This window comes from Curtobacterium sp. SGAir0471 (genome assembly GCF_005490985.1).
Classification (GTDB): domain Bacteria; phylum Actinomycetota; class Actinomycetes; order Actinomycetales; family Microbacteriaceae; genus Curtobacterium.
In genome coordinates, this window is sequence record NZ_CP027869.1 from 2,247,500 (window position 1) to 2,263,757 (window position 16,258).

The 16,258-nt window shown below is 73.1% G+C and carries 11 protein-coding genes; 4 read left to right on the top strand and 7 right to left on the bottom strand.

Translation table 11 applies throughout. The features are described from left to right. Positions 1 to 118 precede the first annotated feature (118 nt). Both galE and manA read right to left on the bottom strand, forming a co-directional pair. Complete coding sequence (galE, locus tag C1N91_RS10390) at positions 119 to 1,081, bottom strand: UDP-glucose 4-epimerase GalE (protein ID WP_137767653.1); 963 nt, start codon at positions 1,079 to 1,081, stop codon at positions 119 to 121. 54 nt (positions 1,082 to 1,135) lie between these two features. Further along, positions 1,136 to 2,344 carry a mannose-6-phosphate isomerase, class I gene (gene manA, locus C1N91_RS10395; protein ID WP_137767654.1) on the bottom strand — a complete coding sequence of 403 codons (1,209 nt, stop codon included), beginning with the start codon at positions 2,342 to 2,344 and terminating at the stop codon, positions 1,136 to 1,138. An 87-nt stretch (positions 2,345 to 2,431) separates the two neighbouring features. Here manA and C1N91_RS10400 point away from each other — a divergent pair, with 87 nt between their 5' ends. Next, positions 2,432 to 3,811: an O-antigen ligase family protein gene (locus C1N91_RS10400; protein WP_137767655.1), complete on the top strand. Its 1,380-nt coding sequence runs from the start codon at positions 2,432 to 2,434 to the stop codon at positions 3,809 to 3,811. 100 nt (positions 3,812 to 3,911) lie between these two features. Here the strand turns inward: C1N91_RS10400 and C1N91_RS10405 are convergent, their stop codons facing one another. Continuing rightward, positions 3,912 to 5,210 carry a hypothetical protein gene (locus C1N91_RS10405; protein ID WP_137767656.1) on the bottom strand — a complete coding sequence of 433 codons (1,299 nt, stop codon included), beginning with the start codon at positions 5,208 to 5,210 and terminating at the stop codon, positions 3,912 to 3,914. Between the two features lie 252 nt (positions 5,211 to 5,462). On the opposite strand from C1N91_RS10405, the gene C1N91_RS10410 reads away from it, so the two are divergent. Beyond that, positions 5,463 to 6,770, top strand: coding sequence for an exopolysaccharide production protein (locus C1N91_RS10410; protein WP_137767657.1), 1,308 nt, complete (start codon positions 5,463 to 5,465; stop codon positions 6,768 to 6,770). Positions 6,771 to 6,951: 181 nt separating this feature from the next. Beyond that, positions 6,952 to 8,802 (top strand): hypothetical protein, encoded by a 1,851-nt coding sequence (locus C1N91_RS10415; RefSeq protein ID WP_137767658.1) that lies wholly within the window; start codon positions 6,952 to 6,954, stop codon positions 8,800 to 8,802. A 146-nt stretch (positions 8,803 to 8,948) separates the two neighbouring features. Here C1N91_RS10415 and C1N91_RS10420 read toward each other — a convergent pair whose 3' ends face one another. After that, a complete protein-coding gene (locus tag C1N91_RS10420) occupies positions 8,949 to 9,989 on the bottom strand; it encodes a glycosyltransferase (RefSeq protein ID WP_137767659.1) in 1,041 nt (346 codons plus the stop codon). A 123-nt stretch (positions 9,990 to 10,112) separates the two neighbouring features. On the opposite strand from C1N91_RS10420, the gene C1N91_RS10425 reads away from it, so the two are divergent. Then, positions 10,113 to 10,589 carry a GtrA family protein gene (locus C1N91_RS10425; protein ID WP_254678221.1) on the top strand — a complete coding sequence of 159 codons (477 nt, stop codon included), beginning with the start codon at positions 10,113 to 10,115 and terminating at the stop codon, positions 10,587 to 10,589. A 12-nt stretch (positions 10,590 to 10,601) separates the two neighbouring features. On the opposite strand, the gene C1N91_RS10430 is transcribed toward C1N91_RS10425, so the two are convergent. The 3 genes from C1N91_RS10430 to C1N91_RS16880 form a co-directional block, all read right to left on the bottom strand. Then, positions 10,602 to 12,752, bottom strand: coding sequence for a hypothetical protein (locus tag C1N91_RS10430; RefSeq protein WP_137767661.1), 2,151 nt, complete (start codon positions 12,750 to 12,752; stop codon positions 10,602 to 10,604). A 106-nt stretch (positions 12,753 to 12,858) separates the two neighbouring features. Next, complete coding sequence (locus tag C1N91_RS10435) at positions 12,859 to 14,925, bottom strand: hypothetical protein (RefSeq protein ID WP_137767662.1); 2,067 nt, start codon at positions 14,923 to 14,925, stop codon at positions 12,859 to 12,861. A 211-nt stretch (positions 14,926 to 15,136) separates the two neighbouring features. Then, entirely contained in the window at positions 15,137 to 16,168 is a 1,032-nt protein-coding gene (locus C1N91_RS16880; protein WP_217496424.1) for a glycosyltransferase family 2 protein, read from the bottom strand. Positions 16,169 to 16,258: the final 90 nt, after the last annotated feature.

Consider the following 16,258-nt stretch of genomic DNA (forward strand, 5'->3'; position numbering starts at 1 on the left):
CGGATCATAGAAGGTGCTGACCGAAGCGGCGTGTCATGTCCCCCGTACGGGCGTGTCGCAGGCCGTCTGTCCGGCGATCGGGGGACACGCGCGTCCCGCCGACCGCCGGGGACGCACCTCACCCGACGCGGCGGCGGGCCTCCCACGCGCTGGTGACCATCTCGTCGAGCGAGTGCCGCATGGCCCACTCGAGGTCACGTGCCGCGGCCTCTCCGGTCGCGACGATGCGTGCTGGGTCGCCCGGACGGCGTGGGGCGACCTCGGGCTCGAACGCGATGCCGGTGCCCGACGCCATGGCGTCCATGATCTGTCGGACGCTGACGCCGTCGCCGCTGCCGAGGTTGTAGGCGCGCTCGAGCTGCTCCCCCGCCTCGAGCTTCCGCGCCGCGACCGCGTGCGAGTGCGCGAGGTCGGCGACGTGGATGTAGTCGCGGACGCAGGTGCCGTCCGGGGTGTCGTAGTCGTCGCCGTTGATCCGCGGCACGCGACCGGCGAGCAGCGCGTCGAACACGAGCGGGAACAGGTTGTGCGGGCTCGCGTCGTACAGGTCCGGCTCCCCCGACCCGACGACGTTGAAGTACCGCAGCGAGGTGGTGGCGAAGCCCGCGGCGACCTCCATGTCGCGGAGCAGCCACTCGCCGATGAGCTTCGACTCGCCGTAGGGCGACTCCGGTGCCTTCGGGGTGTCCTCGACCACGACGTCGACGTCCGGCGTGCCGTACACCGCCGCGCTCGACGAGAACACGGCCTTCGTGACGCCGTTCTCCGCCATCGCCCGCAGCAGGGTCGCGGTGCCGGTGACGTTCTGCTCGTAGGTGTGCAGCGGCCGCTCGACCGAGACCCCGGCGTACTTGAAGCCGGCGACGTGCACGACACCGGTCACCGCGTGCTCGCGCAGGGTCGCCGCGAGCAGCTCACCGTCCAGGATCGTGCCCTCGACGAACGGCACGTCGTCCGGTACGAACCCGCGGAACCCGCTCGACAGGTCGTCGAACGCGACGGTGTCGATCCCTGCGGCGCGCAGCGCACGGACGACGTGGGACCCGATGTACCCGGCACCGCCGGTGACCAGCCAACTCATGCTCGTCACGCTAGCGGACCGCACCCTCCCGCCGGGGCGCGGCCTGCTGCGTGTTCACGCTCCGGTCGCGATGAAGACCGTGGACGTCACCCCCGCGGCGACGTCGGCCTCGACCGTCACGTCGCCCTCGTCCGGGGTGACGTAGCAGGACTCGCCCTGGCGGAGCAGGGTCGCGGAGTGCGCTCCGACCAGGGTCACCGCGCCCGTCGTGCAGACCGCGATGCTCGGACCGCGCAGCGGAGCCACGCCGCCGGTGCCCAGGCCGACCGGACGGCCGTCCCCGGTCACGCGGACGAGGGCGAACCCGACGCCCTCCGGTGCGAAGCGGTCGACGCCCTGGTCGAGGTGCTCCGGCGTGAGGACCGGGGCCGGGTACGCGGTGAAGTCGAGCACGCGCAGCAGCTCGGGGACGTCGACGTGCTTCGCGGTCAGGCCGCCCCGCAGCACGTTGTCCGAGGGCGCCATGAGCTCGATGCCGAGCCCGTCGAGGTAGGCGTGCACGTTGCCCGCGGGCAGGTACATCGCCTCGCCGGTCCGGAGCGTGATGCGGTGCATGAGCAGCGACACGACCACGCCCGGGTCGCCCGGGTAGGCCTCGGCCAGGTCGACGACGGTCTGCCCGTTCGGGGTCCGGTCGTCCTCCGGCACCGCGGCCGCGAGGTCGGACGCCGCCTGCACCACGGCGAGCGCCGACGCGTCGGCGGTCTCCAGCCAGCGAACGGTGTCCTCGAGCCCCTGCGCCAGGTGCGCCAGGAGCGGACCGAGCCGTCCGCTCCCGGCGTCGAGCGCCTCGACCTCGGCCACGGTGTCGGCGACCGGGCGGAAGCCGCTGAGCGCCTCGAAGCGGTCGCTGAGTGCGACGACGAGCTCGGGCTTCGGGAACGGGTCCTTGTAGTTCCGCGCGGGATCGTCGAGCGGGACGCCCGCTGCCTCTTCGCGCGCGAAGCCCTCGCGCGCCTGCTCGGGGGTCGGGTGCGCCTGCAGCGACAGGGGTGCCGCCGCTGCGAGGAGCTTGAGCAGGAACGGCAGCCCGGTGCGGTCAGGCCCGAGGGCGGCCTCGGGCTCGGCCTCGATCCAGTCGCGCAGGGTGTCGGCACCGCCCACCATCGCCGGGTTGACGACGACGCTCGGGCTGCCCGCGTGCGCGCCGAGCCAGAGCTCCGCCTGGGGAGCGCCGGTGACGGTGCGGCCGAGCAGTTCGGGGATCGCGGTGACCGAGCCCCAGGCGTAGTCGCGCGGGGTGTTCGTGATGCCGAGGAACATGGGCCGAGCGTACCGGCCCGCACCGACCACCCCTCCGACCGACCCGCCCGGCCCGCTCGGGCACGGACCGGCGGTAGCCTGGTCGCCGTGACGAACACCTGGCCGCTGGCCCGCGGGACCGTGCCCGAGCGCGAGGCGTTCGCCTTCGCCACCGCGGTCGTCGGTGTGCTGTTCGCCGGCGATGCCGTGCCGAACACGATCACCTGGTACGGCGCCGCCGCGGTGTGGGCGGCTCTGGCCGGCTGGGGCATCGCGGTCGTGGTTCGTGCACGTCCGCCGCTCACCCGCACGCCGCGCGCGCTCTGGCTGTTCCTGGCGTGGTGCCTGCTCAGCGTCGCGTGGTCGCACTGGCGCGCGGCGACCCTGGCCAGCATGGTCGCGCAGCTGCTCTGCGTGCTCGTCGCGTTCGCGATCGCGTCGACGCTGAGCTGGCGGCGCCTGCTCGACGCCGTGTCGGCCGGGCTGCGGTGGGTGCTCGGGCTCTCGCTGGTGTTCGAGGCGGTCGTGGCCGTGGTCGTGCGGCACCCGATCGCGCCGATCTGGACGGACTACGGCGACCGGAAGATCCCGGACGCCTTCTACTTCTCGCGCGCCGAGCTGTTCACCGGTGGCCGGATCCAGGGGCTCCCCGGCAACGCGAACCTGCTCGCGATGGTCGCCCTGCTCGTCTGCATCGCGGTCGCCGTGCAGCTCGCCGAGGGTCGGCTGCACCGGGGTCGTGCGGCAGCCTGGCTCGTGGTCGGTGTCCTCGTGCTGGCGCTCACCCGTTCGTCGACCGTCCTCGTCGCCGCCGTCGTCGTCGTCCTCGCCGCCGCGGTCGCGGTCCTGGTCCGGCGCGTGCCGAGCGGACAGCGGGCTCCCCGCTACCTGGCGGTCGCGGTCGTCGCCGTCGTCGTCGCGGTCGTCGGCGTCCTGGCTCGCAGCACGCTGACGGCACTCCTCGGCAAGTCGTCCGACCTCACCGGACGCGGCGACATCTGGACGGCGGTGCTCGGGCTCGTCGACCAGCACCCGGTGCTCGGCTGGGGCTGGATCGGGTACTGGTGGCCGGACATCCCGACGCTCGCAGGCATCGCCCACCGCAACGGCGTGACGTACCTGCAGGCGCACGACGCCGCCCTCGACGTCCTCATGCAGACCGGCGTCGTCGGGCTGGTCCTCTTCGCCCTGTACGTGGTGTCGACGCTCGTGCGCTCCTGGTGGTGCGCGACGCGGACCCCGTACGGTGCCGATCTCCGGCCCCGCGGCTTCGACCCGGTGTCGCTCTTCCCGCTCCTCGTCGTCGTGGCGCTCCTCGTGCAGGCGGTCGCCGAGTCCCGGCTGCTCTACCAGGGCAACTGGGTCCTCTTCGCGGTGGTCGCGATCAAGACGCGCACGGTGCTGGTCGGTGAGGAGCCCGCATCGACGGGTGACGGGCCGCGCATCCCCGTCGCCGCCCGGGCATTCCGGGGCGCGACCGCCGACTGACCCCGGACCGAGCGCCGACTGCCTCCGGACCGAGCGCCGACGCCGCAGTGGACCGGTCGCCGGGGCGTCGTTGCCGAGACCCCCGTCCCGTGCTCCGGCGTCAGCGGTCCCGCAGCACCAGGGCGCAGGGCACCTGGGCCGACCACGGTGCCGTCCGCACCTCGAGCACCCGCGTCGGGTCGGCGCGGCACGCCGGCTCCGCGTCCCGCACCTGCGGCGCCCACGCCGGACCATCGCTCCGTGTCGACGCGCCCGGGGCGGCGTTCGTGACGCTCGTCGTGACCACCAGCGCGACCACGCACCTGCCGAGGGCCGACCGGGAGACGTGTACCGCGCCTCCCGGCCGCGTCTCGCCCGACCGAGCGGTCCCACGCTCGACCAGCAGGGCGCCGGCCACCACCAGCGCGGACAGCAGGAGCATGCCGGCTGCCGCGGCGTAGCGGCTCGGCCCCACGGCAGCGAGCCCGGCGGCGTCGAGCGTGCCCCACCGGCCGTTCGCCGACAGGTTGGCGAGCAGGGCGCCCGTCCAGACCGCGACCGAGCCGCCGGCGAACGCGACGAGCAGGGCCCGGGCACGCCACGGTGCGACGAGGAAGGCGAGCACGAGGACCACGAGGACGGCGAGCGCCGGCACCACCAGGACCCACCCGCCGTGGTCGGCGACCGCCCTGCCCACCGGCGCGACTCGTCGGTCCCACAGACCGGCCAACGGCTGGAGCAAGTACCCGGCGACGACGTCGGCCGGGGACGGGTGCCCGCGCTCGGACGGGCGCTCGGTCGTCAGCGCCGTCACCACCTGTGCCGTGCACCCGACGACCGCCGCGACCGTGACCGGGAGGGCGCGCAACCGCGCCGCCGCGCCGATCGACCGGACGCGACGGACGTGCCGCCCCGGTCCCGTCGAGGCGAGCGGCTGCCAGGCGAGCACGAGGAGCGGCAGGAAGACGACGGACTGGAGCTCCGTGAGCGTCGCCGCCAGGGCGAGCACCGCGACGACCGCGGCGGCCGACCACGACCGGACCCGGTACGCGAACAGCCAGGGGACGAGCACGAGCGCGTACCAGTGCAGGTTCGCCGCGTTGCCCGCGATCTCCACCGGGGCCATCGGGAGGACGACCGGCACCGCGGCGAGCAGCAGCCGCAGGGACCGGCGCGGTACGACGTCGCCGGACAGCAGGAACACGGCCGAGGCGACGACGGCCACGACCACGCAGCACGCTGCGGTCACCGTCAGCGCGTACTGCGCGACGGGACGGTGCACCGCGACGTCGACGACCAGGCGCGGGACGAGGTGCAGGTAGCCGGCGTAGGGCCGCAGGAGCGTCCCGTCGACGCCGGAGGCGAGGCGCTCGCGCAGGAACACACCACCGTCCTCCGCCCAGACGGTCCCACGCGACACCGGACCGAGCCGCCACCACGTCGTCGCGACGGCACCGACCAGCACGACCAGGGCGAGGACCGGCTCGGACCAGCGCGGCCCGGTTGCACGACGGACCGACCGTCCGGACGACCTGCGCCCCGACGGTGGCGTCGGTGGCCGGCCGGCTCGGCGCTCCATCGACGGCCGAAGCTAGCCGGATCATCGCATTCCGCGATATCGACGCTCCGTGATACGTCGAAGTCTCCCGGCACGGTGCGAGAGGATGGGTGCGTGACGGACCACGGGGTGAGCAGGCGGGCGCTCGCTCGGCGCTACCTGTCGGCCTGGATCGGCTTCTCGGCGGGAGGTCGGTTCAGCCAGGCCCTCGCGACGGCGATCCTGCTCTTCGCCTTCGGCGAGCCCGCCGTCCACGCGATGGTCGGTGCGGCCGGCACCTGGGCCGCACTCGTCACCCTCGTGGTCCTCGCCGGCCTGAGCCTGCTCGGGCAGCGCTACCGGATCGAGTGGCACGGGGTCCTGCCCCTCTCGCTGCTCGCCTTCGTCGGCTTCTGCGCGCTCAGCGTGGTGTGGAGCGAGTACTCCTGGTACGCGCTCCGCGGCGTGGTCGAGACGCTCTGCTTCGTGGGACTCGGGCTCTACCTGGCGCTCGGCCGCGACCTCGTGCAGGTCATCCGCGCGGCCGGGGACGCCTTCCGCATCCTGCTCGTCGTGGCGCTCGGGCTCGAGGTGCTCTCCGGGCTGGTGCTCGACGTGCCGATCCCGGCGTTCGGCATCCAGGGGAACATCGCCTACGGCGGACCCATCCAGGGGATCGGCGGCAACCGCAACTTCATGGGCTTCGTGGCCGCGACCGCCCTCGTCACGTTCGTGGTCGAGTTCCTCACCCGCTCGGTGACGACCTGGCGCGCCGTCGCCTCCACCGCGCTCGCGGTGATCGCGCTCATGCTCGTGCAGTCCCCCATCACCGGGATCGCGATGATCGCGCTGGCCGTGACCGCGCTGGCGATCTGGGCGCTCCGGCACGCGGCACCCACGACGCGGCCCGTCGTCAACACCGTGCTCGGCGGCGCCGTCCTGGGCATGCTCGTGCTCGCCGTGCTGTTCCGGCACCGGGTGCTCGCCGAGATCGGCGCCGCCGGCGGGACCGCGACGCGACTGGGGCTCTGGGCGCAGATCCGGCTGCTCGGCGAACAGGACCCGATGCAGGGCCGCGGCTGGGTCGGCACCTGGCCGACCGAGGACGTCTTCCCCTTCACCACCCTCGTCGACCCGTCCGGGGTGCGGTTCACCTCCGGCCTCTCCGCCTTCGTCGACGCGTACCTGCAGGTCGGGCTCGCGGGCGCGCTCCTCGTCGCGGTCGCGGGCGGGCTGGCGTTCGCCCGCGCCTGGGTGACCGCGACGACCTTCCCCGGTGTCGCCTACGTCTGGCCGGCCGCGGTGCTCGTGCTCCTCGCGGTCACGAGCACCGCGGAGAGCTACCTGCTGCACGGTGCGGGCCTGATGCTCTTCGCGACCGTGATCGTCGTCGCGGCCCGACGGCGGTCGTGGCGACGGCACCTGCCGCGCGACCAGGCCTGACCCGCAGCACGGCCGGACCCACGGCAGGACCCGACCCACGGCAGGACCAGACCCGCAGCGGGGCCTGAGGGCTCGACCAGGTCCGACCGCGACGACGGCCCGGGGGCTCGCGGTGGTGACGCCCCGGCCACTAGCATCGCCTCGGGTCGCAGGGGGCGGCCCGTCACCGACAGGAGCTCGCATGCCCTTCGTCTCCCGCGTCGTCACCGCACTGCTCGCGGTCTCGGCCCTGACCACCGCCGCCGTGGGCCTCGTGCCGGCCGACACCGCGAGCGCCGCGCCGACCGCGACCGCGTCCGGCTCCCGGTACACACCGCTCGACACCGCCCGGGTGTTCGCCGGCACCGTCGGCACGACCCCGGTCGTCGTCCCGATCGCCGGCCGCGCCGGGGTCCCGGCTGACGCCACCGCGGTCGTGGTCAACGTCGAGACCGAGGCGCCGACGGCCGCCGGCTACGTGCGGATCACCCCCGCCGGCACCGACGCCCGCGTGGCCCTGCAGGAGTTCCCCGCTGGTCGGACGATCTCGAACCTCGCGACCGTGAAGCTCGCCTCCGGTGGCGTGCAGGTGAAGGTGTCCGCGGGTTCGGCGCGGGTCTACCTCGACGTCTCCGGGTACTACGCAGCCGACGGCGGGTCGACCTTCACCCCGCTGCCGACCGTTCGCGTCGCGTCGCCGACGGTCGGGACGACACCGGTGCCCGTGCCGCTCGCCGGCAGGGGCGGAGTGCCGGACGACGCGACCGCCGTGGTCGTCAACGTGGAGACGAACGCACCGACCGCCGACGGGTACACCCGCCTGACCCCGCTCGGTCGCGACGCCTCGGTGGCGACCCAGGAGTTCACGGCCGGGCGCACGGTGTCGAACCTCGCGATCGTGCGCCTCGTCGACGGTGCCGCGCAGGTCCGCCTGTCGCGTGGGACGGCGACGGTGTTCATGGACGTCGCCGGGTACTACTCCGCGTCGTCGACCGGCTCCGTGTTCGTCCCGATCGACACCACGCGGATCGAGACGGGCACCCTGGGCAACACCCCGCGCACGGTGCGTGCGACGGGCACCGGCGGCGTCCCCGGGACGGCCACCGCGGTCGTCGCGAACGTCGAGGTGCAGGCCACGTCGTCCGACGGCTACCTCCGGGTCACGCCGGCGGGACAGGACGCGTCCGTCGCTGCCCAGGTGTTCCGGGCGGGCGAGGAGGTCTCGGCCGCCGTCATCACGAAGGTGACCGGGTCCACCGCCGCGCGCGCGTTCCAGGCCAAGGTCTCGCGCGGGACCGCCGTCGACTACGTCGACGTGTCCGGGTACTTCCTCGACGGCACCTCGGCATCGGGCACCGGCGTCGACGTGTCGTGGCCGCAGTGCGGGTCCGCGTTGCCCGGCGACGCCGCCTTCGCGGTCGTCGGTGTCAACGGCGGACTGGCCAACAACACGAACCCGTGCCTGTCGTCGCAGCTGGCGTGGGCCGCGCAGTCGTCCGGCGGGACCTCCCAGCCGACCGTCCAGCTCTACGTGAACACCGCGAACCCGGGGAGCCGGGCCTCGGTCTGGCCGACGAGCAACACACTGCCGAACGGTGGCGGGACCGTGCCGAACCCGTACGGCACCTGCACCGGTGGGTACGACGCCGCCTGCTCCTACGTGTACGGCTGGACGCGGGCGGTCGAGGACGCCACGGTCCGTGGCGTCTCCGACCCGAGCGCGTACCGCTGGTGGCTCGACGTCGAGACCGAGGGGACGTGGCAGGCTGACCGCACGCAGAACCGCGCGGACCTCGAGGGCATGGCCACGTACCTGACCTCGCGTGGCGCACAGGTCGGCCTGTACTCGACCGGCTACCAGTGGAACACCATCGTCGGGTCCGTCCCGACGTCGAGCCCGCTGTACCCGCTGCCGAGCTGGATCGCGACCGGTGCACCGACGTTGGCCGCCGCGCAGCAGGCCTGCTCCGGCACGCCCCTCACCGGCGGGAGCCGCATCGAGGTGACGCAGTACGTCGTCGGCGGGTTCGACCGCAACGCGTCCTGCGTCTGACCCGAGCGGAGCACACGGCAGGCGTCACTCGACACGGCGACCGGACGCGACGCCCCTCGCCCCGAGACGACGCACCCCGGAACGACGACGGCGCGGGACCCATCGGGTCCCGCGCCGTCCTCGTGTGGCTGTTCAGCCCCGGTGGGTCAGCGGCCGGTGACGTCGCCGCCCTGCTCGTGACGGAGCGCCTGCGGTGCCTCCCCGTGCTGGTCCGTCGCCTGGCTCGGGTGGTCGACCGGCAGACGACGGGTCGACGTGCCCGGTGCCGAGTAGGTCAGGTAGTTCAGCCGGCTCGTCTCGCGACGCAGCCGCGTGACGCCCTCGAGGATGAACCCGAGGATCCACGTCAGGAACGCGATGACCATGAGCGACGCGGCGAGGAACGCGGTCGGGAACCGTGGGACCAGCCCGGTGCGCCCGTACTCGATGAACAGCGGGATCGCGAGGACGATCGCGACCACGGCGAAGATCGCGCCCATGATCCCGTGGAACAGCACGGGACGCTCGAACCGGATGAGGTGGGCGATGAGCGACAGGATCTTGAAGCCGTCGCTGTAGGTGTTGAGCTTCGACTCGGTGCCCTCGGCGCGGTCCTTGAAGCCGACCGGCACCTCGGTGTGCGGAACCCGCAGGTTCATCACGTGCACCGTGAGCTCGGTCTCGGTCTCGAACTCGCGGGACAGCGCGGGGAAGGACTTCACGAAGCGTCGGGACATGACGCGGTACCCGCTGAGCATGTCGGACACCGGCGTGCCGAAGAGCTTGCCCACGACCCGGTTGAACATCCGGTTGCCGGCCTCGTGCCCGGGCCGGTACGCGGTCGCCTCGGGGTCGTCCTGCCGGACGCCGAGGACGTGGTCGTAGGGCCCCTCGAGCAGGGTGCGGATCATCTCCGGCGCCGCCGCGGTGTCGTACGTGTCGTCGCCGTCGATCATCAGGTAGACGTCGGCGTCGATGTCGCCGAACGCACGGCGGATGACGTTGCCCTTGCCCTTGGTGTGCTCGTACCGGACCTCGGCGCCCGCCCGGCGCGCCACCTCGTCGGTGCCGTCCGTGCTGTTGTTGTCGTAGACGTAGACCTGGATGCCGGGCACGGCTGCCTTGAGGTCGGTGACGACCTTGTGGATGGCCGGTGCCTCGTTGTGGCAGGGCACGATGGCGGCGATGACGAGGTCGTCGTGAGTCACGGGGTAGGGTCCTTCAGTGGTCTTGGATCCGTCGAGCGGCGGGGACGTGAGCACGAATCCCCTGCGAGAGGCTAACAGGTGCGCCGACTCGGCCGAGGCCGTCCGCGACCGGGAAGAGGACACGTGACGAACGCCACCGGCTGGTTCCTGGGACACCTCCGACGCGGAGGGTCGTTCCTCGTCGTCGGCGGCATCGGGTTCCTCGTCGACGCCGCCGTGTACAACGCGCTGGTGTTCTGGGGCGGGTCGGGTCCCCTCTTCGCGGTCCCCCTGCTCGGCAAGGTCATCGCGATCGCGGTGGCGAGCGTCGTCACCTACTTCGGCAGCCGGCTGTGGACGTTCCGCGACCGCGCGGGCTCGCAGACGCTGCGGAGCTTCCTGGTGTTCGCCGCCATCAACGTCGTCGCGATCCTGCTGCAGCTCGGCTGCCTGGCCTTCTCGCGGTACGTCCTGCACCTCGACTCCCCGCTCGCCGACAACGTCTCCGGCACGCTGGTCGGGCAGGCGGTCGCCACGGTCTTCCGCTACTTCGCGTACGGGAAGTTCGTGTTCAAGGACGACCGCCAGGGCGGCGCGGAGGCGATCGCCGAGATCAGCTGAGCGCCCGGAGCCTCAAACCCGCACGGACCGGCAGCCGAGCACGGCGTTCTGCCCCGGCCCGACGGTGATCGCGTACGCGCAGAGCTGGTGCGTGCCCGCCGTGAGAGCGACGCTGCGCGACCACCCGCTCGTCAGCGGTGCCCCGGGGACCGCGCGCTGGACGTCGGAGCGCGGCAGCGACGTCGACGCGGCGCCGAGGTAGGTCGCGCCCTCGTACACGCGGACGGTCACCGGCGCACCGTCCGGGTCGTACGCCCAGCCGCTGAGCGTCGCCGACCCCCCTGCGGCGCCGGCCGAGTCGAGGCTCCCCCGCGCGTCGTGGCCGACGTCCTTCGCGACGGTGGCGGTCTTGCAGCCGAGCACGGTGTTCGCGCCCGCGCCGACGTTGATGGCGTAGGCGCACACCGTGTGCTGCCCAGCTGCCAGGGACAGCGTCGTCCGGAAGCCGCTGTTCGACGGAGCGGCCGGGTTCCCGCGCTGCACGTCCCTCCTGGGCAGCGTCGTCGTCGCCTGGCCGAGGTACGTCGAGCCCTCGTAGAACCGCACGACCGTCGACGCGGCGTCCGGGTCGTACGACCAGCCGCCGACGGTCACGCTCCCGACGCCCCCGCCGAGCGTCTCGTAGGAGCCCCTCGGGTCGTGCGAGGGGTCGCGCGTCATGTCGACCACCGCGGGCGACGTGGCGGCCTGCGACCCGACGCCCGGGTGCTGCATCGTGACCCGCACCCGGTACTCGCCGGCCGGCATCGACCCGAGCGAGAACGGCACGCTGTTCGTCCCCTGCTCCACGGACACACCCGTCGCGATGCCGGTCCAGGCCGACGACCCCGTCTGCTGGACGGCGACGTCCGCGGTCGTCCCGGGCACCCAGGCGGCGTCGTGGAAGCGCACCGTCGTGGCGCCGACCGCCGCGGGGTCGGCCCGCAGGTGCACCGACTTCAGGTGCCAGGTCACGGTGCTCGGGTCCTCGTTCGGGTCGAACCGGAACTGCGTGATGGTCCGTCCCGACCATCCCAGGCGCGGGGCGAGGGCGTCCTCGTCGAGGGGGTCCCGAGCCGTGAGGTCGATGTCGATCGGTCGCGCGTTCTGACCGGAGTAGGTGAGGAGGTCGTTCCCGATCTGCGGGATGCTCGAGCCCGACGCCGCCCAGATCACGCGCGCGACCTTCCCCCCACCCGGGACCGACGCAAGCGAGTAGCCGCCGTCGTACGTGTAGTCGATGGACAAGTTGTGGTACTCCGACCCGCTGAACGACGAGACGGGCATCTGCAGCTGGGGGTCGCCGAGGTCCGGCGGGGCGTTCCGAGCGACCATGCCGCTGCTGTCGTACCGGAGGACCGTCGCGCTCGCGATCCCGAACCCGGTGGCAGCGGCCGGGTTGTTCGCGAACTCCCACGGACGCCTGCGCTGAGCCGTCGCGAGGTCCTCGCCCTCGGACGGGTTCGGCGAGTCGACCACGGGCTGGGGACGGGCGGCGACGGAGAACGAGCCGTGGTCTCCCGGCGGGTAGGCGGCGTGGGCGCCGCCGGTGCCGTGCAGCCTCGTCCAGTCGATCGTCGCCGTACCGGACCTGCCGGCGGGGACGATCACGGGGTCGAGCCGGAGCGCGACGACCTTCGAGGACGTCCAGGGCACCTTCCCCTGCAGGGTCGACCCCCGGTCGAGCGCCAGGTCGTACACCGTCGACCCGCTCGTCACCGGGAAGGTGATCCCGCCGCCGCACGCGGCGGTCTGCTCACGGCAGGTCCACCAGAACACCGCGCCGATCTGGTTCGAGAACGGCTGGTCCATGCTGAACGACAGGCTGCGGTAACGCGAGGTGTCCACCGGGTGCAGCGTGCCGTCGCGGCCCGCCGGCAGGCTCCCCGCGACGCTCTGGACGAGGGTCACCTGGTCGCCGGGTACCAGCGAGACCCGAAGCTGGCCCCCGCTGATCGAGGTCGCGCTCCCCGTCTCGTCGGTGTTCTGGTCCGCCGCGTTCGAGTAGTCCCACGCATCGCCGTAGGTGTCGGACGCGAAGTCCGGCGCCTCCGGTTCCGCGGTCGCAGCCCGCGCGGGCTCCGCGGGGGCGGCGACGACCGCCGTCGCCACCCCGCCGAGCGCGAGCGCCGCTGCCACCACCACCCCGGTGACGCGCCTGGTGATCCTCGTCGTCGGTTCCATGATGCCCCTGCCTGTCGCGACCGCGCCCCTGCGGTCGGTCACGGACCCCGGTCCGTCCCTCCCGTGCCGCCCAGGTGACGGCACGTCCGGTCGGCGGCCCCCGCTGCTACGGGACCGTGACCGCCTTGCAGCCCAGGACCGCGTTGTCGCCGCCTGCGCTGTCGATCGCGTACGCGCACACGGAGTGCTTCCCGCTCGAGGCCGGCACCGTCGAGTCGAACCCGTGCGCCGCACCGTAGGCCGGGTAGGCCCTGGCGATGTCGCTCCGGTTGGTGTTCGCGCGGATCGGGTACCCGGCGCCGTCGACGTAGACCGCGACCACGATCGGGGCCGTGGTGTCCTTGTCGATCGCCCACCCGGTGACCCGGACGCCGCCGGAGACGCCCATCGCCGAGTCGAAGCTGCCGATCGGCAACGGGTTCGAGACCGTGACCGACCTGCACCCGAGGGTCTTGTTGCCGTTCGGGCTGATGGCGTAGACGCACACGTCGTACGTGCCGTTGGCGACCGAGACCGACCCGGAGAAGCCGTGAGCAGCACCGTACGCCGGGTAGGCGCGGGCGATGTCCGACCGGGCCAGGTCCGCCACGATGCGTCGGCCGGACCCGTTGATGTAGACGTGCACGTCGGTCGACGCCGTCGTGCTGCCGTCGATCGCCCAGCCGGACACCGAGATCGTCCTCCCCGACGTCGACACCTGGTCGAGCGACCCGATCGCGGCATTGCCCGCGGACTGGACCGTGCGGCAGTCGAACTTCGTGTCCACGCCCGTCTGCACGTTCTTGGCAGTCACGCAGACCTGGTGCCCGCCGGCGGCGGCCGGCACGGTCGCGTCGAACCCGTGCGCCGCTCCGGAGGCCGGGAAGCCCGCTGCCACGTCGGGACGCTGCCGGTCGGCGGTCAGGGTCGTCACCTTCCCGTCGACGGCGACCTGGACAGCGATCGGCGCGGTCGTCTGCGGGTCGATCGCCCACCCCGCGACGCGGTAACCGTTCGGGGACGCCTGGACGGCGTCGAGCGATCCGAACGGCGACGCGGACTGGACGGTCACCGACTTGCAGACCAGCTCGGTCGAGGGGTTCACGTTGTCGACGGCGTACACGCACACGCGGTGGGCACCGTCGGACGCGTTGATCTTCGCGGAGAAGCCGTGGGCGGCCCCGCGGCCGGGGTACGCCTTGGCGACGTCCGGTCGGTCGCGGTTCGCCTGCACCGCGGTGCCGACGCCGTCGATGTAGACGTGCACCTGGATCGAAGCGGTGGTCGTCTTGCTGAAGGCCCAGCCGCCGACGTCCACGGTCCCGACGCCGCCGCTGACCGACTCGGCGTTGCCGACCGGCGAGTTGTTCACGGCAGCGACCCCGAACCAGTCGTTGTAGAGACGCCAGAAGTTCCGGTTGCCGTAGGCAGAGCAGCCGTCACCGGTGCCGTAGAGGTTGGCCAGGGCCGCCTGGTTCGGCGTGTACGGCGTGTAGTAGTACAGCGCAGCGGTCGCCTTGTTCTGGATGTAGACGCTCTTGGTGCCGCACGCCGCGTTCGGGTTGTACTGCACGTTGCGGTTGCCGCCGGGCGCGAACCACGTGAAGTAGTTGCTCGTCCCCGCCGGGTTGCCGTAGCGCTTCCACTGCCACGAGGCCCAGAACACCTGGTTGCCCACGCCCGCGTACGCCGGGTCGCACCCGCCGTTGGCGCTGTCCGGGCAGGCGTAGCCCATCGCACGCTCGAGCACGGCTGCGGAGGGGTTCCGCGCCGTCGCCCCGTTGATGAGCGCCTGCTCCTTCTGCAGGGTGACGATGATCACCTTGGGGTTGATCCCGCACGCGGCCCCGACCCGCGTGATGATCTGTGCCGCCGTCAGCGAGGAGCCGCCGGTCAGCGAGCCGCACATCGCGTCCGCGCCGTGGCTGTTCAGCGAGTACCGCCCGACGTTGAGGCACGAGCTCGACCGGCAGGTGCCGATCTGTGCATCCAGGAACGTCTGGACCTGCGCCTCGTTCATCCCGCCGCCGTTGTAGAACTCGGCGTCCGGGATGATGTTGCCCGGCTCGAACTGCGACCCGCTGAGCGCGGATGCACGGTCCGCGTCCGGCGCCCCCACGCCGGACAGCTGGACGCCGACGAGCACACTCGCGACCGCGAGCACGCTCGCGAACGCGGCGATGACCTTCTTCACGACGGGGGCCTCCCTGTGGCGGCGACTCGGTTTCTGCCGCACGGCCGTCCCGGCCGCGCGTGGCCGGGCCCTGATCCGGCGAGTCACGTCTGTCACATCAGGCTACAGGCAGCACAGCGATCACACAGCCCCCGGCACGCACCCCGTCCGGGAGGCACGACGCACGCCCGCCGCGACGGTCGCGAGGGCGCGTGGTCACCTGTGCCGCCGCTCAGCCTGCCGCGTCGAGCAGGCGTTCGACGCGCCGACGCGCCGCGTCGTCGAACGCGTCCGCGCGACGGAGCCGACGGGCCCGGCGGAGGGTGGCGGGTGCATCCCGCACGAGCCGCCACCACGAGGCGGGTCGGAGCTGTGCGGCGGAGGGGCGCAGCAGGTCGCGCACCAGGCGCAGCACCGTGCGGAGCACGACCCGGGCGAGGAAGCCGCTCGACCCGTTGCGGGCCACGACGAGCAGCCGGTTGCGCATGCTCTGGGTGCGCACGAGCGGGCCGTCGCTGCCGGAGCTCGCGGCGTGCCGGTGCACGACCACGGCCTCGGGGGCGTGCCGCACGTCGAAGCCAGCGAGCCGCATCCGCCAGGCGACGTCGAGGTCCTCGTAGTACATGAACAGGGACTCGTCGAACCCGCCGACCGCGTCGAGGGCCGTCCGCCGCAGGAACGCGGCACCACCCGAGAACCCGAAGAGCGGGGCGTGCTCCGGGGCGTCGTCGACCGGCCGCAACCAGTCGCGGTCGCGGCCGTTGCCGGACCGGTCGAGCACGACGCCCGTGCCGTTGACGAGGGTCTCCCCCGTCTCCGCCCGACGCCAGCGACGCCCGTCCCCCGCGACCAGGTCGTCGTGCGAGGCCGGTGCCCCGTCGGCGACCGGCCGGAACCGCCCCTCGAGCACGACGGTCGCGGACACCGCCCCGACCGTCGGGCCGCCCGCCGCGAGGGCGACCAGCCCGCGGTCGAGGAACCCGTGGTCGGCGACCGCGTCGTTGTTGACGAGGACGACGACGTCACCGGTCGCGGCCGCGATCCCCCGCGACACCCCGCCGGCGAACCCGGCGTTCGTCGGCTCCGGCACGACCACCACGCCCGGGTGGTCCGCGCGGTACGCGGCCACGGTGGCGTCGTCGGCCTCGTTGACCACGAGCACGACCTCGACCGCGGCATCGACGCGCTGCGAGAGCACGGACCGGAGTGCGCGCCGGGTGAGTTCGGGCTGGTGCCAGTCGACGATGACCACGGAGACGTCCACGCCCCCAGTGTCCCAGGTCGCGGAGGGGACCCGGAGCACGTCCGGTACAGTGGTCCCGCTCTCCGGGGCACCACCGCCAGCCGACGTATG

Excerpts from the sequence above, each read along its gene's own strand:
- C1N91_RS10430 (WP_137767661.1), bottom strand. The coding sequence starts at position 12,752 with ATGGAACCGACGACGAGGATCACCAGGCGCGTCACCGGGGTGGTGGTG.
- manA (WP_137767654.1), bottom strand. The coding sequence starts at position 2,344 with ATGTTCCTCGGCATCACGAACACCCCGCGCGACTACGCCTGGGGCTCG.
- C1N91_RS10415 (WP_137767658.1), top strand. The coding sequence starts at position 6,952 with ATGCCCTTCGTCTCCCGCGTCGTCACCGCACTGCTCGCGGTCTCGGCC.
- galE (WP_137767653.1), bottom strand. The coding sequence starts at position 1,081 with ATGAGTTGGCTGGTCACCGGCGGTGCCGGGTACATCGGGTCCCACGTC.